This window comes from Buchnera aphidicola str. G002 (Myzus persicae), assembly GCF_000521565.1.
In the GTDB taxonomy this organism is placed as follows: Bacteria; Pseudomonadota; Gammaproteobacteria; order Enterobacterales; family Enterobacteriaceae; genus Buchnera; species Buchnera aphidicola_C.
In genome coordinates this window covers 41,030-63,046 of sequence record NZ_CP002701.1, presented here as the reverse complement: position 1 = coordinate 63,046, position 22,017 = coordinate 41,030, and the positions used below count along the sequence as shown (strand labels likewise).

At 27.2% G+C, this 22,017-nt stretch carries 19 protein-coding genes and 4 tRNA genes; 15 read left to right on the top strand and 8 right to left on the bottom strand.

Going from position 1 to position 22,017, the window contains the following annotated elements:
• Window positions 1-17 precede the first annotated feature (17 nt).
• Window positions 18-1,757, top strand: coding sequence for a DNA primase (gene dnaG, locus BUMPG002_RS00285; protein ID WP_025384560.1), 1,740 nt, complete (start codon window positions 18-20; stop codon window positions 1,755-1,757).
• Window positions 1,758-1,882: 125 nt separating this feature from the next.
• On the top strand, window positions 1,883-3,724 hold the full coding sequence (gene rpoD, locus BUMPG002_RS00280; RefSeq protein ID WP_025368712.1) for an RNA polymerase sigma factor RpoD: 1,842 nt from the start codon (window positions 1,883-1,885) through the stop codon (window positions 3,722-3,724).
• Between the two features lie 93 nt (window positions 3,725-3,817).
• Here the strand turns inward: rpoD and cysE are convergent, their stop codons facing one another.
• The 7 genes from cysE to argC all read right to left on the bottom strand — a co-directional run bounded on the left by cysE (window position 3,818) and on the right by argC (window position 10,262).
• Entirely contained in the window at window positions 3,818-4,642 is an 825-nt protein-coding gene (cysE, locus tag BUMPG002_RS00275; protein WP_025368711.1) for a serine O-acetyltransferase, read from the bottom strand.
• A 98-nt stretch (window positions 4,643-4,740) separates the two neighbouring features.
• On the bottom strand, window positions 4,741-5,187 hold the full coding sequence (gene secB, locus BUMPG002_RS00270) for a protein-export chaperone SecB (protein WP_025368710.1): 447 nt from the start codon (window positions 5,185-5,187) through the stop codon (window positions 4,741-4,743).
• Window positions 5,188-5,262: 75 nt separating this feature from the next.
• Window positions 5,263-5,697, bottom strand: coding sequence for a rhodanese-like domain-containing protein (locus BUMPG002_RS00265; RefSeq protein ID WP_025368709.1), 435 nt, complete (start codon window positions 5,695-5,697; stop codon window positions 5,263-5,265).
• A gap of 126 nt (window positions 5,698-5,823) precedes the next feature.
• Entirely contained in the window at window positions 5,824-7,203 is a 1,380-nt protein-coding gene (argH, locus tag BUMPG002_RS00260) for an argininosuccinate lyase (RefSeq protein ID WP_025368708.1), read from the bottom strand.
• 20 nt (window positions 7,204-7,223) lie between these two features.
• Window positions 7,224-8,435, bottom strand: a complete 1,212-nt coding sequence (locus BUMPG002_RS00255) for an argininosuccinate synthase (protein ID WP_025368707.1) — start codon at window positions 8,433-8,435, stop codon at window positions 7,224-7,226.
• Window positions 8,436-8,463: 28 nt separating this feature from the next.
• Complete coding sequence (argB, locus tag BUMPG002_RS00250; protein ID WP_079172795.1) at window positions 8,464-9,237, bottom strand: acetylglutamate kinase; 774 nt, start codon at window positions 9,235-9,237, stop codon at window positions 8,464-8,466.
• A gap of 20 nt (window positions 9,238-9,257) precedes the next feature.
• Window positions 9,258-10,262: an N-acetyl-gamma-glutamyl-phosphate reductase gene (gene argC, locus BUMPG002_RS00245; protein WP_025368705.1), complete on the bottom strand. Its 1,005-nt coding sequence runs from the start codon at window positions 10,260-10,262 to the stop codon at window positions 9,258-9,260.
• 162 nt (window positions 10,263-10,424) lie between these two features.
• On the opposite strand from argC, the gene argE reads away from it, so the two are divergent.
• Entirely contained in the window at window positions 10,425-11,570 is a 1,146-nt protein-coding gene (gene argE / locus BUMPG002_RS00240; RefSeq protein ID WP_025368704.1) for an acetylornithine deacetylase, read from the top strand.
• A gap of 7 nt (window positions 11,571-11,577) precedes the next feature.
• Here the strand turns inward: argE and metF are convergent, their stop codons facing one another.
• Window positions 11,578-12,456, bottom strand: a complete 879-nt coding sequence (metF, locus tag BUMPG002_RS00235; protein WP_025368703.1) for a methylenetetrahydrofolate reductase — start codon at window positions 12,454-12,456, stop codon at window positions 11,578-11,580.
• A gap of 124 nt (window positions 12,457-12,580) precedes the next feature.
• Between metF and murB the strand changes: the two genes are divergently transcribed.
• From murB to rpoB, 12 genes are all read left to right on the top strand, one after another.
• Complete coding sequence (gene murB / locus BUMPG002_RS00230) at window positions 12,581-13,651, top strand: UDP-N-acetylmuramate dehydrogenase (RefSeq protein ID WP_025368702.1); 1,071 nt, start codon at window positions 12,581-12,583, stop codon at window positions 13,649-13,651.
• Between the two features lie 117 nt (window positions 13,652-13,768).
• Window positions 13,769-13,841 (top strand) — tRNA-Thr (locus BUMPG002_RS00225).
• Between the two features lie 42 nt (window positions 13,842-13,883).
• Window positions 13,884-13,965 (top strand) — tRNA-Tyr (locus BUMPG002_RS00220).
• A 19-nt stretch (window positions 13,966-13,984) separates the two neighbouring features.
• Window positions 13,985-14,056 (top strand) — tRNA-Gly (locus BUMPG002_RS00215).
• Between the two features lie 7 nt (window positions 14,057-14,063).
• Window positions 14,064-14,136 (top strand) — tRNA-Thr (locus BUMPG002_RS00210).
• 280 nt (window positions 14,137-14,416) lie between these two features.
• Window positions 14,417-14,800 carry a preprotein translocase subunit SecE gene (gene secE / locus BUMPG002_RS00205; protein WP_025368701.1) on the top strand — a complete coding sequence of 128 codons (384 nt, stop codon included), beginning with the start codon at window positions 14,417-14,419 and terminating at the stop codon, window positions 14,798-14,800.
• A 1-nt stretch (window position 14,801) separates the two neighbouring features.
• Window positions 14,802-15,347 carry a transcription termination/antitermination protein NusG gene (gene nusG / locus BUMPG002_RS00200; RefSeq protein WP_025368700.1) on the top strand — a complete coding sequence of 182 codons (546 nt, stop codon included), beginning with the start codon at window positions 14,802-14,804 and terminating at the stop codon, window positions 15,345-15,347.
• A 58-nt stretch (window positions 15,348-15,405) separates the two neighbouring features.
• A complete protein-coding gene (gene rplK, locus BUMPG002_RS00195; protein WP_025368699.1) occupies window positions 15,406-15,834 on the top strand; it encodes a 50S ribosomal protein L11 in 429 nt (142 codons plus the stop codon).
• A 3-nt stretch (window positions 15,835-15,837) separates the two neighbouring features.
• Window positions 15,838-16,533 (top strand): 50S ribosomal protein L1, encoded by a 696-nt coding sequence (gene rplA / locus BUMPG002_RS00190; protein ID WP_025404215.1) that lies wholly within the window; start codon window positions 15,838-15,840, stop codon window positions 16,531-16,533.
• 230 nt (window positions 16,534-16,763) lie between these two features.
• A complete protein-coding gene (rplJ, locus tag BUMPG002_RS00185) occupies window positions 16,764-17,261 on the top strand; it encodes a 50S ribosomal protein L10 (RefSeq protein WP_025368697.1) in 498 nt (165 codons plus the stop codon).
• Between the two features lie 63 nt (window positions 17,262-17,324).
• Window positions 17,325-17,693: a 50S ribosomal protein L7/L12 gene (gene rplL, locus BUMPG002_RS00180; RefSeq protein ID WP_025368696.1), complete on the top strand. Its 369-nt coding sequence runs from the start codon at window positions 17,325-17,327 to the stop codon at window positions 17,691-17,693.
• A gap of 234 nt (window positions 17,694-17,927) precedes the next feature.
• The gene (gene rpoB / locus BUMPG002_RS00175; RefSeq protein ID WP_025404214.1) at window positions 17,928-21,956 is read left to right on the top strand and encodes a DNA-directed RNA polymerase subunit beta; all 4,029 of its coding nucleotides are present in this window, start codon (window positions 17,928-17,930) and stop codon (window positions 21,954-21,956) included.
• Window positions 21,957-22,017 lie beyond the last annotated feature (61 nt).

Below are 22,017 nucleotides of genomic sequence, written 5' to 3'. Positions count from 1 at the left end.
CTATAATGTAAAATTATATGTCTGGAAAAATACCTAAATCTTTTATTACTGAACTACTATTTCGCACTAATATTGTAGAACTGATTAATACACGTATAAAATTAAAAAAATACGGCAAAAACTATCAAACTAACTGTCCCTTTCATCATGATAAAACTCCATCTTTTACTGTAAGTAATGAAAAACAATTTTACTATTGTTTTGGATGTAACGCACATGGAAATGCTATTGATTTTCTAATCAATTATGAACATTTAAGTTTTATAGAAAGTATCGAAGAACTTTCTATGATTCATGGTATGCAAATACCATTTGAAAATACAAAAAAAAACAATCATTATAATAAAAAACAAAATTTATATTTATTAATGGAAAAAATGTGTAAATTATATCAAAAAAATATAATTTTTACTAATTTAGCTCATCAATATCTAGCTAAAAGAGGGATTAATAAAAAAATGATTGATTTTTTTCTCATTGGATTTTCTAGTTTACAGTGGAAAAATTTTTACAAAAAACTAGATATAAGTAAAAAATTAGAACAAAAACTATTACATTACAATATAATTTCTATTAGCGAAAAAGGATATAAATATGATCGCTTTCAAGGACGTATAATATTTCCCATACAAGATCATCACGGTAGAATTGTAGGTTTTGGAAGTCGAGCAATAAATAATATCTTTCCCAAATATCTTAATTCACCTGAAACAGATATTTTTCATAAAGGAAAGCATATTTATGGATTATATCAGGTTAAAAAAAAATGTAATCAACCTAAATATTTATTAGTTGTTGAAGGTTATATTGATGTGATAACTTTAACACAATATAATATTAATTATGTAGTTTCTTCATTAGGAACAGCAACAACAAACGAACACATCCAAATTCTGTTTCAAAATACTGATGTCGTTATATACTGCTATGATGGTGATGATGCAGGAAAAAATGCAGCTTGGCGAATATTAAAAAAATCTTTACCACATATTACTGATAAAAAAACATTAAAATTTATATTATTACCTAATAATGAAGATCCTGATTCAATTATTAGAAAAGAAGGTACAGAAGCATTTCAAAAACGTATTGATAATGCAATTACTCTGCCAAAGTTTTTTTTCAGATGTCTTTTAAAAAATGTTAATTTATCATCTAATGATGATAAATTTTATTTAAGCTCACGTGCTCTACCATTAATAAATAATATTTCTAGTGATACAGTACGAATTTATTTACGTCAAATATTAGCTCGAATGATAGGAATTTTAGATGATCATCAATTTGAAAAATTTTTGTATGAAAAAGAAATCAAAAAGAATGAACAATCAAAACAATTCCAAATTAAAAGAACTTCTATGCGAACTCTTATCGCATTACTTATACAAAATCCAATCTTATCTAAAGTTGCACCTTCAGTAATAAAATTTAAAAACTTCAAGTTAAAAGGATTGCCTATTTTTTTAGAAATATTGCAGACATGTATTAATAATCCCAATATTAGTACAGGACAATTATTAGAATTATACAGAAATAGTAAAATTATCAATATTTTAAAAATTTTATCTAGTTGGGATCATATGATTGTTCAAGAAGAAATTCAAAATATGTTTTTAGATTTATTAATGAATATATATGATAGAATTCTTCAAGAAAGACAGGAGTACCTCATTTCAAAAGAGAGAAAAACAGGATTAACACTGACTGAAAAAAAAGAAATTTGGTCTATTAATAAAGCATTATCAAAAAATAAATAATTAATTCTATTAATAATTTAATTATGAAATATATATTTTAAAATTTAAAATAATTTTATTATTATTCATTATTGACAGTATAGTCAATTAATTTTATAAAATTAACAGAATTTGGATACCGCCTTATGGATCAACAAAATCCACAATCGCAACTGAAGCTACTTGTTACGCATGGTAAAGAACAAGGGTATTTAACCTATGCTGAAGTTAATGATCATTTACCAGAAGAAATTATTGATTCTGAACAAATTGATGATATTATTCAGATGATTAATGATATGGGAATCCCAGTAGTTGAAGAAGCACCTGATGCTGATGATTTAATTTTAAATGAAATAAATACAGATACGGATGAAGATGCAGTTGAAGCAGCAACACAAGTATTATCTAGTGTAGAATCAGAACTAGGAAGAACTACTGATCCTGTTCGTATGTACATGCGAGAAATGGGAACAGTAGAATTATTAACACGAGAAGGAGAAATTGATATAGCAAAACGTATTGAAGAAGGTATAAATCAAGTACAATGTTCAGTATCAGAATATCCAGAAGCTATTACTTATCTTTTAGAACAATACGATCGTATTAAAACTGGACAGATACGATTATCTGATATTATAACAGGTTTCGTCGATCCAAATGCAGAAGAAATTTTTTCTCCTACTGCTATTCATATAGGTTCAGAACTATTAGATGAGGAACAAAGTTCTGAAGAAGATGAAGAAAATAATCAAGATGATAACGAAGATGATCATAGTATTGATCCAGAACTAGCTAATGAAAAATTTTCTGAATTACGAATACAATACCACAATACAAATAATACTATTAAAAACAAAAAAAGAACACATAAAGATTCGTTATTAGAAATTTATCATCTTTCAGAAGTTTTTAAACAATTTAGATTAGTTCCAAAACAATTTGATCATTTGGTTAATAATATGCGTAATATGATGGAAAGAGTTAGAAAACAAGAAAAAATTATTATGAAATTATGTGTTGAAAAATGCAATATGCCTAAAGAAAATTTTATAAAAATTTTTTCAGGAAATGAAGTTAATAATAGTTGGTTTATAAAAGAACAAAATAAAAATCAACCATGGTCTAAAAATTTAATTAAAATAAAAGATTCTGTTTTAAGCAGTATGCAAAAACTTATTGAAATAGAAGAAGAAACCGGCTTAACCATTGAACAAGTAAAAGATATTAATAAAAGGATGTCTATTGGTGAAGCGAAAGCTAGACGTGCAAAAAAAGAGATGGTAGAAGCTAATTTAAGATTAGTGATTTCTATTGCAAAAAAATATACAAATAGAGGATTGCAATTTTTAGATTTAATTCAAGAAGGTAACATTGGTCTCATGAAAGCAGTAGATAAATTTGAATATCGTCGAGGTTATAAATTTTCTACATATGCTACTTGGTGGATTCGACAAGCAATTACTAGATCTATTGCTGATCAAGCACGTACTATTCGTATTCCAGTACATATGATTGAGACTATTAATAAATTGAATCGAATTTCTAGACAAATGTTACAAGAAATAGGTAGAGAACCTACTCCAGAAGAGCTATCTGAAAAAATGCTTATACCTGAAGATAAAATTAGGAAAGTATTAAAAATAGCTAAAGAACCAATATCTATGGAGACACCTGTTGGAGACGACGATGATTCACATTTAGGTGATTTTATTGAAGATACCACCTTAGAACTACCTCTAGATTCCGCTACATCTGAAAGTTTGAGATCAGCAACACATGACGTTTTATCAGGTCTAACTGCACGTGAAGCAAAAGTCCTTCGTATGCGTTTTGGAATTGATATGAATACTGATCATACTTTAGAAGAAGTTGGAAAACAATTTGATGTAACACGAGAAAGAATACGTCAAATAGAAGCAAAAGCACTTAGAAAACTACGTCATCCAAGTAGATCAGAAATATTGCGTAGTTTTTTAGATGATTAAATTGATTTAACATAAAATAAAACTTCTGTACTAGTATTTCTCAATGTTTTTTTAAAAACAGAAGTTTTTATTTTATAGAAGTAAAAAAATAAATTAAATTCCATCACCATACTGAAATCCATGAATATAGAATAAGTTATTTTTTTCTTCTTTAGAAGAAAACTTATTATTACCTATTGAGTTAACAATTCTTGCTGGTATTCCTACTACTGTTACATTCGAAGGAACATTCTTTACAACTATGGAACCAGCACCTATTTTTGCGCCAAAACCTACTTCAATATTCCCTAATATTTTTGCTCCAGCACCAATAACGACTTCTTTTCTAATAGTAGGATGTCTATTTTTACTATTGTTTTTACCAGTTCCACCCAAAGTAACAGAATGAAAAATTGAAACATTATCTTCTATAATTGCACTTTCCCCAATAACGATACCAGTAGCATGATCTAACATTACACCTGAACCAATACAGGCAGCCGGGTGAATATCAACTGAGAATACAGTAGATATCCTATTTTGTAAATATATAGATAATGATTTTTTTTTCGTATTCCAAAGATGATGACTCAATCTATAAGCTTCTAATGCATGAAAGCCTTTTAAATATAATAAAGGCGTCAAGTAATCTGTTACTACTGGATCTCTACTTAATATAGCATTGATATCTTTAACGATGAAATTTAATAGGGAAGAATTATGTATATATATATCATGAAAAATAATTTGCATTTTTTTTTCAGAAATACTAGATGTAGACAATTTATTTGCTAATATATAACTTAAAGAATCAAGCAAATTATTATGCTGAAGAACACTATTTTGATAAAAATCTGACAAAATTGGTTCTTTTTTTAATGAACAAGATACTTGATAAACTATTTTATTCCATATTTTTGATGATTCTGAAAAAGACATAGTTTTCTCCAAATAATATTTATGGTACTTCAAATGTAATTAAATATAATTTTTTATCTGGAATAAAAAATTAAAAGTATTGTTTTATTTTTTTACGCCTAGACACTATTTTTTTTAAATTTTATATGATTTTTATAAATATCATCAAAATTAATAGGCATAATATTCATCTGTGGAAAACTAGCATGAGATACTAAACCAGAGATACATTCACGGGCATAAGGAAATAAAATATTAGGACAATAAGAATATAAATAATAATTTATTTTTTTTTCATTATAATCTGAAATAAAAAAAATACCTGCTTGATCTACATCGCATAAAAATACTATTTTTTCTTTAATTTTTACAATAACTTTAATTTGTAAAATAATTTCAAAAATATTTTTTTCTATTTTTTTAGAAAAAGTATTCAAATTAAATTTTACAATAGGCTCCCATTTTAAGTGAAAAACATTGGGCGTATTTGGTGCTTCAAAAGAAACATCTTTTATATAAATACGTTGAATTTCAAAAAATTTTTTATTTATTTTTGTTTCTGACATAATATCTCTATAAGATTGATAAGAATATACGTGTTCATAAATGAAAAATAATACTAGACTATTGCTCATTTAAAATTATTTTTCTTTAGTCACTAATGGTAAATAATCTAAATTCCAATTATATATACCATTTTTTAGGACAAAAATATCGTTAAAACCAGATTTTATAAATTCTCTTATGTATTTGTTATATTCATTGACTTCATGAAATATTAAAATAATAGGAAATGATTTATCTAAATCTATTTCGTTAATATTTTTTAAAGATACTTTTTGTAATGGAATGTTGATAGAATGAACAATATGACCTTTTTCAAAAATTTTTGAAGAACGCGTATCAATTACAATCGCATTATTTTTATTTATTAATTTTATTGCTTGTATATTATTAATAAATTTAAAATTTAAAAAAAAATTTTTAACTATTAATAATATTACTATTATTAGTAAAAAAAACCATATACTGCTAAGTATAAGATTTTCACTAATAAAAAACACTATATCTTGCATAAATTATATATCCTATATATTTATACTTTAAATATATTTATTTTTGAACTCTTATGAACCTAGCATTTAAATAATTTTAAATGCCAGTTAATAACTATAAAAGCTGTAATTTTTTTAATGATATTTTTAAAGAATATTTAATCTTTTTTTAGCTTTAACAATTTCTTGATACACTTGAAATGGTGCTACACCACCTTGTGATAATCTTTTTTCTAAACAAGATTCTAAAGTAATGTTTTTATAAATATCTTCTTCAATAAGATTACTATAAGTTTGAAACGTAGATAACGTTAAATTATTTAAAGATTTATTTTCATTAATTGCATGTAATACTAATTGACCAGATATATTATGAGCTTCACGAAAAGTTAAACCTTTTTTTACTAAATAATCAGCAATTTCTGTTGCATTAGAATAACCTTCTTCTGCAGCTTTACGACAAGATTTATGTTTTATTTTTACGTTTTTTAAAACTAATATCGCAATATTTAAGCAATTATTCCATGTTTTTATAGAATCAAATAAGCCTTCTTTATCCTCTTGCATATCTTTGTTATAAGATAAAGGAAGAGATTTTAGTATAACTAAAATAGAATTTAAAGAACCATAAACACGACCACATTTACCACGAATAAGCTCTAATGCATCTGGATTCTTTTTTTGAGGCATTAAAGAGGATCCTGATGTAATGGCATCAGATAATTCAATAAAATTAGCTTCACCAGAATTAAAAAAAATTAAATCTTCAGAAAATCGTGATAAATGCATCATAGAAATAGCAGCAGTGGATAAAAGCTCAATAATATAATCACGATCAGAAACGCTATCTAATGCATTATTACTTGCTGATTTAAATCCCATAGATAAGGCAAGTTCTTCACGATTGATTTTCCATGCTGTTCCAGAAAGAGCACCAGAACCTAAAGGACTTATGTTTAAACGCTTTAAAACATCTTTTAAACGACTAACATCTCGCTTCAACATTTCTACATAAGCTAAACACCAATATGCAAAAGTAATTGGTTGTGCACGTTGTAAATGAGTATATCCTGGCATAATAACATTATAATTAGATTCTGCACTTAAAATAAAATTTTTTTGCAATTCAATTATTGTTTCTAACAAAATATAAATTTTTTTTCTACACCATAATTTTAAATCCGTAGTAATTTGATCATTACGACTGCGACCTGTGTGTAGTTTTTTTCCTAGTTTTCCAATTTTATTAATCAGATTAGACTCAACCCAACTATGAATATCTTCAGAATTACTTGTGAGAATACTTTGAGTATTATCTTGAACTTCTTTTAATAAGACAAGAAGTGCAGACTCTATTGTTTTTTGCTCTTCTTTAGTAAGAATATTACTTTTCATTAGCGCTTGAGACCAAGCAATAGAAGCGATTATATCTTCTTTTGCTAAAACATGATCAAACGATAAAGATGTATTAAATTTTTTAAATAATTTATGAGATTCATTAATGAATCGTCCACCCCAAAGAGCCATATTTTTTCTCTATAAAAAAACTATTTCAATTGATTTTTTGCTCGTATTCTTGAAGAAAGAGAAAATAACCGAATAAAACCATCAGCATCAGATTGTTTATAAACTTGATCTTTTCCAAAAGTAGCATATTCTTCAGAATACAAGGAATTCGGAGAATTTTTCTGAACAGCAGTAACACTACCTTTATATAATTTTAATACAACTTCTCCATTTACTTCAAAAGATAATGAATCTGCAGCAGCTTGTAAAGATTTTCGTATAGGAGAAAACCAACGGCCATCATACACGACTAAAGACATTTCTAAAGCAATTTTTTCTCTCCATTGAAAACTTTCACGATCTAATACTAATTGTTCAATAGCTTTAATAGCTGCTGTAATAATAGTACCACCAGGTGTTTCATAACAACCTCTAGACTTAATACCGATTAATCTATTTTCAATAATATCAATTCTACCAATACCATGTTTAGAACCTATTTCATTTAATTTTTCGACACATGTTAATGGACTTAATACTTGATCATTAATAGATACTACTGAACCTTCTTTTAATGTTAATGAAATATATTCAGGTTTTTCTGGAGCATTTTCAGGGTCTACTGTCCAATTCCAACAATCTTCATTTGACGGATTCCAAGGATTTTCTAGTATTCCTCCTTCTGTAGAAATATGCCAAGCATTTTCATCTTTACTGTAAATTTTTTCTAATGTAGCTGTTGTGGAAATGTTTCTTTCTTTTAAATATTTTAATAACGATTCTCTTGAATGTAAATTCCATTCTCTCCATGGCGCTATAACGTGCAAATCTGGAGCCAATGCTGCATAAGCCATTTCAAATCGTACTTGATCATTACCTTTTCCAGTAGCACCATGACATAGTGCATTTGCACCAATATTAAATGCAAGTTCTACTTGTTTCTGTGCAATAATAGGTCTTGCTAATGCTGTTCCTAATAAATAACTGCCTTCATATAATGCACCTGTTCTTAATATAGGATATACATAATTCTTTATAAATTCTTCTTTTAAATCAAATATATGGCAACTAGATGCACCTGATTCTAATGCTTTTTTTTCAATGCCACATAGATCTTTTTTAGATTGTCCTATATCTGCCACAAAAGCAATTACTTCAACATTATAATTTTCTTTAAGCCATGGAATAATTGCTGAAGTATCTAATCCACCAGAATATGCTAAAACCACTTTATTTATTTTTTTACTCATCATTTTAAAACCTACTATATTTATAATAAAACTAGACAGAAACTCGAGTACCAATATTTACTCCATTAAATAATAATTCTAAGGATTCTGTGTTTTGCCAACTTGCTATATCTACAGGACGTTGCAAAATATATGCTGCTTCTAAAGCCGCATTCACTTTTACAATCATACCATTAGTAATAATTCCTTGTGCAATTAATTGATCAGCTTGCACTCTATTAATTTCTAAAATTCTTTGCCCTTTGCCATCTAATATTGAACTTATATCAGATAATAAAATTAAATTAGCTTGTAAAGTAGTTGCTAAAGCTGTAGCTGCTAAATCAGCATTTACATTCATTAACAAACCATCATCAGTAATTCCTATGGAACTAATAATTGGTAAAAAACCTTCTTCGCATAATTTTATTAAAAATAATGGTGATCCAGGTGAGGCTTTTCCTACGTGACCTAAATCTTGGTCTATTCTTTCTACATTAACACTGTTTCCATCTGCTAAACACAGTCCAACGGCATTCAGCTTATGCTTTAACGCCCAAGCAAGAAGGGTTTTGTTAGCTGTTCCAGCTAATGCACCTGTAATAATGTTAATATGTTCATATGGAGTAATACGTAAACCATTTTTCTTTTTAACTGGTAAAGAAAGTTTTATCATCAGATCGTCAATTAAACGACCTCCTCCATGAACAATTAATACATGGCGTTTATAATGTTTTTTGTAATCGACTAACGCTTTAAATAAACGCATCATAGCATCATCGCTTTCTAAAAGAACACCACCTAATTTAATAACTAAAGGATTTATCATAAATAGCTCATTATTAATTAAATAATTGATTCTGTTTCAGAAAAACCAAAACGCATATTAAAACACTGCACTGCTTGTGCCGCAGCTCCTTTTAACAAATTATCTTCAGCAGCTACAATAACTATATAATTATCTTGAATCTTAAAACCAATATCACAATATGGAAGTTTTACAACTGTTTTAATACTCGGCAAAAATTTATTATATATACGAATTAATGGTTTGTTTTTATAAAATTTATTAAATATATTATACATATCAAGTATTTTAATATTAAGTTTTAATTTACATGTAATTGTAGCAATAATCCCACGAGAAAATGAACCTAAATGCGGAATAAAAATTATTGGAATACCTAAATTTTCTACAATTTCAGGAGTATGACGATGCGTAAAAATATTATATGGCTGTAAACTTACTTCACAAAAACTATTCGTCATATTCACTTTTCTACCCGCGCCACTTACACCACTAACAGCATTAATAATAGGGATATGATCCTTGCATAAAATATTTTCTTCAACCAAAGGCTTTAATGCTAATTGCACACAAGTTGCATAACATCCAGGCACTGCAACTAATTGTGCTTGTCTTATTTTTTTTTCTTGCCATTCTGCTAATCCATAAATAGATTTTTTTAAAAGTTGTTTATATTGATGAACGAATCCATAATGATCTAGATAAACTTTACTTTCTTTTATTCTATATGAAGCAGAAAGATCAAATACAACACAATTAGAAGATAAAAAAAAAGGAACTAAATCATGACTCACATTATGGTCTGTTGCCAAAAAAACAACATCAATTTCTTGATCTGATATATTAAAATTACTCATAGATTCAAATTTTAAATTTACAATATCTGTAAATTGTTGATGAACTTCTGAAAACATTTTACCTATATCTAAACTATTTTGTGAGACAAATATTTTTTTTATTTTTGCAAATTCATGACGATTCATGTAATTTACTAATTCTGCACCAGCGTAACCACTCGCTCCAACAATTAATACATTTAACATAAAATTAATAAACCTTAAACAAAAAAATACTATTTATAAATGAAATATTGTATTAAATTTTTTAATAAAAATAAATTTCATATCATTAATATATTGATAAATTCTTTATTTATGAATAAAATGTTGACAACATAAATCATAGCAAATATTTATAAAAATTACATGGAAAGAAAAATTCCTTCTTTTATTAAAATTTATGAATCATTAATTAGTATTCCTACAATTAGTAGTCATAATAAATTATTAGATCAAACGAATAAAAACTTTATTGATTTATTATCTAATTATTTATCTGATTTAAATTTTTCAATAAAAATAAATCAAGTTCCAGATACTAATAAATTTAATATGTTAGCTTCTATTGGTTCAGGAGATGGAGGATTACTTCTATCTGGTCATTCAGATACTGTTGATTTTGACGAAAATACATGGACAAAAGATCCTTTTACTTTAACTGAAATTGATAATAAATTTTATGGATTAGGAACAGTGGATATGAAAGGATTTTTTGCTTTTTTGTTAGAAGTACTGTCTTCTATAAATAGCAAGAAAATAAAAAAACCAATTTATATTCTATCTACTGCTAATGAAGAAACGGATATGTCTGGAGCCAAATATTTTATGACATCAAGCATTATCAGACCAGATTGTATAATCATTGGAGAACCTACATCTTTAGAATTAATAAATGCACATAAAGGACATATATCTTATTCAATTCAAGTAGTTGGCAGTACTGGTCATTCTAGCAATCCTGATGATGGTGTCAATAGTATTGAAATTATGCATAATATTATCGAAAACTTGATTTCTTTAAAAAAATATCTCAAACAAAAATACGAAAATAAAAAGTTTTCAGTACCATACCCCACTATGAATTTATCTTCTATACATGGAGGAGATGCTATTAATCGAATTTGTTCTTTATGCACTTTAAATATTGAAATACGACCTATACCTGGATTGACTTTAACACAAATTGAAATTTTAATTCAAGAAAAGTTACAATCAATTATACAAAAATGGTCTAATCGTATTATTTTAAAAAAACTTTATAGTGCAGTACCTGCTTATCAATGTTGTAAAAATAAGAACGTTACAAAAATAGTCGAAAAACTATGCAGTTTAAATAGTAAAACAGCAAATTACTGTACGGAGGCACCTTTTTTTAAAAAAATTGCTCCTACCTTAATATTGGGACCTGGATCTATTAGACAAGCACATCAACCAGATGAATATTTAGATTCTTCTTTCATTCAACCGACTATAAATGTTTTTAATAAAATTATACATAAATTTTGTTGCTAAAAAAAAATTATAAATCTAACATACGACAAATAGAATAAATAATATCAGATTGATTTAAAGTATAAAAATGAAAATTTTTTACTCCTTCAGAAGATAAATTTTTTATCATATCTATCATTATAGTAGAACCTATCATTTTTTGTGTAATTGGATCATCATCTAATCCATTAAATATTTCAAACATCCATTTTGGGATCTTGACGTTAGTCATACTAGAGAAACGTTGTAATTGCTGAAAATTATAAACTGGTAGAATACCTGGTATAATATCAGAAGTAATATTGTTTTTAATACAATTATCTCGGAAATAAAGATAACTTTCAATATTAAAAAAAAACTGTGTAATAGCCCTATTTGCACCCGCATCAATCTTTTTTTTTAAATTTATAATATCAAATGTAGCGTTTTTTGATTCTGGATGTAATTCCGGATATGCAGCGACAGAAATATCAAAATTGGCAATTTTTTTTAATAAAATCACTAAATCTAAGGCATACATTTTATGCTTATAATTTTTTTGCAATGTATCTCCTCTTAACGCAACGATATTACGGATACCACTGTTCCAATAATGTTCTCCTATTTTCTTTAATTCATCAGGTGTAGAATCCACGCAAGTTAAATGTGGTGCTGTTATGACTCCGGTTTTTTCATTTATTTTTTTTACGATTGCATATGTCTTTTCACGTTCGCCACTATTGGCACCATAAGTCACAGAAAAAAAGACTGGATTTAATTTACTAAGATACTCAACTGAAGAGCATAATTTTTTTTCTGCTATAGGATTTTTAGGTGGAAAAAATTCAAAAGAACATTTGATATCTTTAGAAATATTTTCTTTTTTTTGAAGTATGATATCTTTATGGTATTGAAAAAAATTTTTCATTTCTAAAACTCCATTAAATAATTTTTTATCTCGATTATTCAAATATAAAAAAATAATATATACTAAAAATATTAATTAATGAACATAAATAGCTAATTCAATAATATTATTATTTAATTAAAATATGTATAAAATAAAATATTTTTCTAATTTATCAATAAAAGATTTAAACACATTTAGAGTAGATCTAACAGCAAAAAAAATTATTTTTATAAAAAACATTAAATCGCTTATTTATATATTACAAATATGTAAACTATATCAAATTCCTCACTTAATTTTAGGGGAAGGAAGTAATGTACTCTTTTTAAAAAATTATCAAGGAATTATTATTGTTAATCGTATTAAAGGAATAAAAATAGTAGAAAAAAGTAACAATTGGTTATTACATGTCTTTTCAGGAGAAAAATGGCATGATTTAGTAAAATATACTCTCAATTTAGGTATTTTAGGATTAGAAAATTCAGCATTAATTCCTGGTTGTATAGGATCAGCAGCAATTCAAAATATAGGTGCTTATGGTTTAGAATTTAAAGATGTATGTCATTATGTTGATGTCATGTCTTTTAAAAATAATTCTATTATAAGAATGAATAAAAATTCATGTAAATTTTCTTATCGAAATAGTATTTTTAAAAATCAATATTATTCTGAATGTGTTGTTATTGCTGTTGGAATTAAATTATCAAAAAAATGGCAACCACTTATCTTTTCTGAACTAGAAAATCACATGAAACCAAAATTTATAAGTGCACATCAAATTTTTAATATAGTATCTAAAATACGCACTAAAAATTTACCTAATCTTAAAAAAATTGGAAATGCTGGAAGTTTTTTTAAAAATCCAATTATTAAAAAAAAACATGCAGAAAAACTAATATGTTTATATAATATTCCATATTATCCGCAATCAGATGGTTTAATAAAAATTTCTGGTGGATGGCTAATTGAACATTGCAATCTTAAAAATATTCAAATTGGTGATGCTGCTATATATCAGAAAAAAAAACTTATATTAATTAATAAAAAAAAAGCGACTCCTCAAGAAATACTCCAATTAGCCCAAATAATATATAGACATGTTTTAAAAAAATTTAACATACACCTAGAACCAGAAGTAGACTTTATCGGATCTATTAAAAAAATAAAAACATCAGATCTTTTTACATTAAAAAATAAAAAAATTATTTATTAAAAGAATTCTTAAAAAATATTTTTTATAAAAAACTTGCAATACAAACTAAAAATTATATAATATAATCTCTTTAAAATTAATTTTAAAAATTATTTATTATATTCGATTATATAAAATGCCGGCTTAGCTCAGCAGGCAGAGCAACTGACTTGTAATCAGTAGGTCACCAGTTCGATTCCGGTAGCCGGCATAAAATATAGTAGAATTAGTAGAATAATAGAAAAAATAATAAGGTGGGATTCCCGAGCGGCTAAAGGGAGCAGACTGTAAATCTGCCGTCATCGACTTCGAAGGTTCGAATCCTTCTCCCACCAATTTAATATTTTAAAAAAAGCGGACATCGTATAATGGCTATTACCTCAGCCTTCCAAGCTGATGATACGGGTTCAATTCCCGCTGTCCGCTCAAAATTGCTGATATGGCTCAGTAGGTAGAGCACACCCTTGGTAAGGGTGAGGTCCCCAGTTCAATCCTGGGTATCAGCATATTAAAAAAAAACTACTAACTTTTCTTTTAAATTTTACCTATAAATATAAAAAAATTATCGTAAAATCATTTTTCATAAATCTCACCTAATACTTTATTTTAAATTAAAAATAAATTTAATTCATAACTATTAGATCTATTTTAAAAAAATAGAATGTATTTTTTTGTTTTCTATTAATATCGTAATATTAAAATATTTTCCTAATAAAAAATAAAATAATAATTTTAGTATATATTAACATATTTTTTCTATATTATTTTATAATTTTAGGAGAAATTATGAATAAAAATAGCCATAAACAAAACGAATCTAAAATTCTAGAAAAAATAAAATGGTTGTCTGTGTCCGTATTCTTTATTCTATCAATTTTTATTAACTACTATTTTTATGAAAAACAATTACTTCTTCGTATATTAATAATATTTTTTTTAGTGATCTGTTCTATTAGTATTTTACTATGTACAAAAAAAGGAAAAAATATATTTTCTTATATAAAAATGTCAAAAAAAGAAATGCAAAAAATAACATGGCCAGAATATAAAGAAACTTTATATACTACATTTATTGTTATTTCTGTCACAATTATTATATCTCTTATTTTATGGGGTTTAGATAATATTATCTTTCGTTTAATAGCATTTATTATTAGTTTAAGGTTCTAAAATGCATGAGAGTCAAAAAAAAAGATGGTATGTATTACAAGCTTTTTCTGGCTTTGAAGGTCGCGTAGCACAATCAATACGAGAACATGTAAAATTAAATAAAATGGAAAATTTATTTGGAGAAGTTATGGTTCCTTCTCAAGAAGTTATTGAAATACGAGGTGGACAACGCAGAAAAAGTGAATATAAATTTTTTCCTGGATATGTTTTAATTCAAATGATTATGACTGACGCAACATGGCACTTAATTAGAAATGTTCCTAGAGTATTAGGATTTATTGGAGGAAAATCAGATAAACCATCACCTATTAGCGATAAAGAAGTGGAAATCATTATTAACAGGCTACGTCAAATAGGTGATAAACCTAGACCTAAAACTTTATTTGAACCTGGAGAAATGATCAGGGTAAATGATGGTCCTTTTTCAGACTTTAATGGTGTTGTAGAAGAGGTAGATTATGAAAAAAGTAGACTTAAAGTTTCTGTGTCTATTTTTGGAAGATCGACTCCTGTCGAATTAGATTTCAGACAAGTTGAAAAAAACTAAATAATTCTTATATCTGTTTTAACAACAATGTTTTATATATATTTGAGAATACAAAAAAATGGCAAAAAAAATACAATCTTATATTAAACTTCAAGTCTCAGCTGGTATAGCTAATCCCAGTCCACCAATTGGACCTGCATTAGGTCAAAAGGGTGTTAATATCATGGAATTTTGTAAATTATTTAATAAAAAAACAGAAAATTTAGAGAAAGGACTTCCTATACCAGTTGTAATTACAGTCTATTCTGATCGTTCATTTACATTTATTACAAAAACTCCTCCAGCTTCTATTTTATTAAAAAAAATATCTGGAATTAAATCAGGTTCTAGTAAACCAAAAATAGAAAAAATAGGAAAAATAAATCGTTCGCAAATTAAAGAAATAGCGAAAATAAAAAATGATGATATGACGGGTTCTAATATTGAAAGTATGATGCGTTCTATTGAAGGAACAGCTAAGTCCATGGGTTTAATGATTGAGGAATAATAAATGACGAAAATTACTAAACGCATAAAAAAAATTAAAGATACTATTAATTGTGAAAAATCATACCATATTGATGAATTAATTGTTTTATTAAAAAAAACATCAAAAGTAAAATTTAATGAAAGTATTGATATTGCTATTAATTTAGGAATAAATTCAAAAAAATCAGATCAAAATATTCGAGGCTCAACAGTATTACCAAACGGTATTGGACGCACTGTTAGAGTAGCTGTTTTTACTCAAGGTGATAATATTGAAATCGCTAAAAATGCAGGTGCAGAATTAATAGGAATGGAAGACTTAGCTGAAAAAATTAAAAAAGAAGGTATCAATTTTAATGTAGTTATTGCTTCACCTGATGCAATGAAAGTAGTAACACAATTAGGACAAATACTAGGACCTCGTGGTTTGATGCCAAATCCAAAATTAGGCACAGTTACCACAAATATTGGTGAAGCAATTAAAAATGCAAAAACAGGACAAGTCCGTTATCGTAATGATAAAAATGGAATTGTTCATGCTACACTAGGTCGTATTAATTTTCATAACAATCATATAAAAGAGAATTTTCATGTGTTTTTAGAGTCTATAAAAAAAGCTAAGCCTCCGCAATCAAAAGGAATATATATAAAAAAAATAGTACTATCGACAACTATGGGTATCGGACTAATAGTTGATCAATCAAGTTTATCTCTTTAAAGAAATGATTTTTACTTTACGCTAGAAAAAAAATTCTCTATAATGGTATCCCCATTTTTTAATCAGCATCTGAAGTTTTTTGTAAAGTTGATCTTCAAAATAATCTGATTTTAATAAAATAAATTTGCCATTTAAAAATTTATTTTATAGTTATTTTATAATACTCATAAAAATATTTTTATTAAATCATGAATTACAGATCATTTCTCTCTACAGGAGAATCCGATAAAATGGCATTAAATCTTAATGAAAAAAAAATAATTGTATCTAAAATTAATAAAATATCAAAAACAGCATTATCAGCTGTAACTGCAGACTCTCAAGGCATTTCAGTAAATAAAATAAATAAACTACGTAAATCTGGACGTGAGATAGGAGTAAAAATGAGTATTGTTCAAAATACTCTGTTATCTCTAGCAATTAAAAATACTGTTTTTGAATGTTTAAAAAAAAAAATAAAAGGTTCGACTTTCATTGCTTATTCTATGATTCATCCGGGTAGCGGTGCTAGATTATTTAAAGAATTTTCAAAAAAATATACACAATTTAAAATCACAGGAGCAGCTTTTGAAGGAAAATTACTTTCTACTTTAGAAATTAATCAACTGGCAGATATGCCAACTTATAAAGAAGCGATAATAAAACTTCTATTAGTATTAAAAATGTCGGTTGCTGGAAAACTTATTTATACATTATCTGCTATAAAAAAGAAAAAAGAAACCTCTTAAAGGTTATTATTTTTGATGTTTTAATAACATCTAAAATAATTCTAATTCTGATTAGGAATTATTATGTCTATTACTAAAGAACAAATCTTAGAAGCTGTATCAGAGATGTCAGTTATGAACGTTGTAGAACTAATTACCGCAATGGAAGAAAAATTTGGTGTTTCTGCTAGCATGTCAATGAATTCTAACAATAATCATGAGAAAGATGTACAGGAAGAAAAAACAGAATTTGATATTTTTTTAAAAGTTATTGGACCAAATAAAGTATCAGTAATTAAAACTGTACGCAGTGCAACTGGTTTAGGACTAAAAGAAGCTAAAGACTTAGTCGAATCAGCTCCCACAGTTTTAAAAGAAAATATTAGTAAAGAAGATGCAGAATCACTTAAAAAAACATTAGAAGATGTTGGTGCAGAAATCGAAATTAAATAAAAAATATTATATTTTATAATTTAATTCAGTTTCATGCGCGGCTGGTGATTTTAACTCACCAGCCTTTTTGATTAAGATAACATTCAATTTTTTCTCCAAAAATCTTTTATCATAGGTTAATAAAAGTAATTGTAAAAAACAATCAAAATTCTCTAAAAAACATTAAAACTGTCTCTCCCTTCAGATAAAAAAATAAATTTTTTTAACTTATCTATCAGCGAGCTTAGGAACCCTATGGTTTACTCTTACACCGAAAAAAAACGTATTCGTAAAGATTTTGGTAAACGCCCTCAAGTTTTAGATATACCATATCTTCTTTCAATTCAACTGAATTCTTTTAAAAAATTTATTGAACCAGATTTAGATGGTCAACAAGGATTAGAAGCAGCTTTTCGTTCTGTTTTTCCTATTCAAAGTTATAATGGAAATTCTGAACTTCAATATGTTAGTTATCGTTTAGGAGAAGCAATTTTTGATGTAAAAGAATGCCAAATAAGAGGAGCAACTTATTCAGCACCATTAAGAGTCAGATTACGTCTGGTAATTTATGAACGAGATATATTAGAAGCTACTGTTAAAGATATTAAAGAACAAGAAGTTTATATGGGTGAAATACCATTAATGACAAACAATGGTACATTTATCATAAATGGGACAGAAAGAGTAGTAGTTTCTCAGCTACATCGTAGTCCTGGAGTCTTTTTTGATAGTGATAAAGGTAAAACACATTCTTCAGGAAAAGTTCTCTATAATGCTCGTATTATTCCTTATCGAGGATCTTGGTTAGATTTTGAATTTGATCCTAAAGATAATCTATTTGTAAGAATTGATAGACGTCGTAAATTACCAGTAAGTATTATTTTAAGAGCGCTAAACTATAATACAGAAGAAATATTAAATATATTTTTTGAAAAAAATATCTTTTACATAGATAAAAATACTATTCAGTTAGAATTAGTTCCTGAAAGACTACGTGGTGAAACTGCATCATTTAATATTCAAAAAGATGGAAAAATATATGTAGAAAAAGGTCGTCGTATTACCGCTAGACATATTCAAGAATTAAAAAATTATAAAATCAAATCGATTACTGTTCCAGTAGAATACATTTTAGGAAGAATTATATCTAAAAATTATTTAGATAAAAAAACAGGTGAAATAATTGTTTTTGCTAATACTGAACTATCTTTAGAAGGGCTCGAAAAACTTAGAAAATCAGGTTTTAATTGTATTGAAACATTATTTACTAATGATTTAGATCATGGTCCGTATATATCAGAAACATTACGGATAGACTCTGCTCATGATCGTATGAGTGCTTTAATAGAAATCTACCGAGTGATGAGACCTGGAGAACCACCTACGAAAGAAGCAACAGAAAATCTATTTGAAAATTTATTTTTTTGTGAAGATCGATATGATTTATCTTCTGTCGGTAGAATGAAATTTAACAGATCTCTTTTACGTAAAGAAATTGAAGGATCAAGTACTCTAAATAAAGAAGATATTATTGATGTTATTAAAAAAATAATTGATATCCGTAATGGAAAAGGAGAAGTTGATGATATTGATCATTTAGGAAATAGACGTATTAGATCAGTTGGAGAAATGGCAGAAAATCAATTTAGAATTGGTCTAGTTAGAGTTGAAAGAGCAGTTAAAGAAAGATTGTCAATTGGTGATTTAGAAACTCTAATGCCACAAGATATGATAAATGCAAAACCTATATCAGCTGCTGTGAAAGAATTTTTTGGTTCTAGTCAATTATCACAATTTATGGATCAAAATAATCCTTTATCAGAAATTACACATAAAAGAAGAATTTCAGCTTTAGGATTAGGTGGTTTAACTAGAGAAAGAGCGGGATTTGAAGTTCGAGATGTTCATCCTACTCACTATGGCCGAGTATGTCCTATAGAAACACCAGAAGGTCCTAATATCGGATTAATCAATTCTTTATCTGTATATTCTCAAACTAATTCATACGGATTTTTAGAAACACCTTATAGAAAAGTACGAGACGGATTCATCACTAAAGAAATTAATTACTTATCTGCTATAGAAGAAGGTAATTATATTATTGCTCAAGCTAATACTAATATTGATAAAAATGGATTTTTTACTGATGATTTAGTAACTTGTCGACATAAAGGCGAATCTAGTTTATTTAACCGCAATCAAGTGAATTATATGGATGTTTCTACTCAGCAAATTGTATCTGTGGGTGCATCTTTAATACCTTTTCTAGAACATGATGATGCCAATAGAGCATTAATGGGTGCAAATATGCAACGTCAAGCAGTCCCTACTTTGAAAACAGATAAACCGTTAGTTGGAACAGGCATGGAAAGAGCAGTAGCAGTAGATTCAGGCGTAACAGTTGTTGCTAAAAGAAGCGGTTTTATTCAATATGTAGATGCTTCTCGTATAGTTATTAAAGTTGATGAAACAGAAATGCATTCAGAAGAAGCTGGAATAGATATTTATAATTTAACCAAATATACTCGGTCTAATCAAAATACTTGTATTAACCAACAACCATGTGTCGATCTAGGTGAAAAAATCAAAAAAGGTGATGTTTTAGCAGATGGTCCATCCACTGATTTAGGAGAACTTGCATTAGGACAAAACATGAGAGTGGCCTTTATGCCTTGGAATGGATATAATTTTGAAGATTCTATTTTAGTATCAGAAAGAGTAGTTCAAGAAGATCGTTTTACTACTATTCACATTCAGGAACTATCATGTATATCTCGCGATACTAAACTAGGAGCAGAAGAAATAAGTTCAGATATCCCAAATGTAGGAGAAGCAGCTTTATCTAAATTAGATGAATCAGGTATTGTATACATTGGAGCCGAAGTGACTGGAGGAGATATATTAGTAGGTAAAGTGACACCTAAAGGAGAAACACAACTAACACCAGAAGAAAAATTATTACGTGCTATTTTTGGTGAAAAAGCATCAGATGTAAAAGATTCTTCATTACGAGTTCCTAATGGAGTATCAGGAACCGTAATAGATGTGCAAATATTTACTAGAGATGGTGTAAAAAAAGATAAAAGAGCTTTAGAAATTGAAGATATGCAACTTAAACAAGCGAAAAAAGATTTAACAGAAGAATTTAAAATATTTGAATCTAGTCTATTTCTTAATATTAAAAAAACTCTTATATCTTTTGATATTAAAATAGAAAAATTAAATAAATTACCTTATGAAAAATGGCTTTCAATAGAAATAAAACAAAAAGATCAAAAAAAAGAAATTGAAAAGCTTGCAAAACAACATCATGAATTAAAAGAAGAATTTAATAAAAAGATTGAAATAAAACGTCGAAAAATCACACAAGGTGATGATTTATCTCCAGGTGTTTTAAAAATAGTAAAAGTATATTTAGCTGTTAAACGTCAAATTCAACCTGGTGATAAAATGGCAGGAAGACATGGAAATAAAGGAGTAATATCTAAAATCAATCCGATTGAAGATATGCCTTATGACGAATATGGTATCCCAGTAGATATTGTTTTAAATCCATTAGGTGTTCCTTCTCGTATGAATATTGGACAAATATTAGAAACACATCTAGGCATGGCGGCAAAAGGTATTGGTAACAAAATTAATCATATGTTGAAAACACAAGAAAAAATATCTAATTTACGAAAATTTATACAACAAGCTTTTGATTTAGGTGACAATTTACGTCAAAAAATAGATTTAGATACTTTTTCAAATGAAGAAATACTATGCCTAGCAAATAATTTAAAAAATGGCATGCCTATTGCTACTCCTGTATTCGATGGTGCACAAGAAAATGAGATAAAGAAACTTTTAGAATTTGCTAATTTACCTACTTCTGGTCAAATTACACTTTTTGATGGAAGAACAGGAGAAAAATTTGAACGACCAGTGACAGTTGGTTATATGTATATGTTAAAATTAAATCATTTAGTAGATGATAAGATGCATGCTCGTTCTACTGGTTCTTATAGCTTAGTAACTCAACAACCATTAGGTGGAAAAGCTCAATTTGGTGGACAACGTTTTGGTGAAATGGAAGTTTGGGCATTAGAAGCATATGGAGCTTCTTATACATTACAAGAAATGTTAACTGTAAAATCTGATGACGTCAATGGAAGAACCAAAATGTATAAAAACATAGTAGATGGAAATCATCAAATGGAACCTGGTATGCCAGAATCTTTTAATGTATTGTTAAAAGAAATTAGGTCATTAGGTATTAATATTGAATTAGAAAGTGAATAATTCAATTACTGTATATTAAGAAAAAATATTGATAGATTTATTACCTTTAAAAGTTTCACTC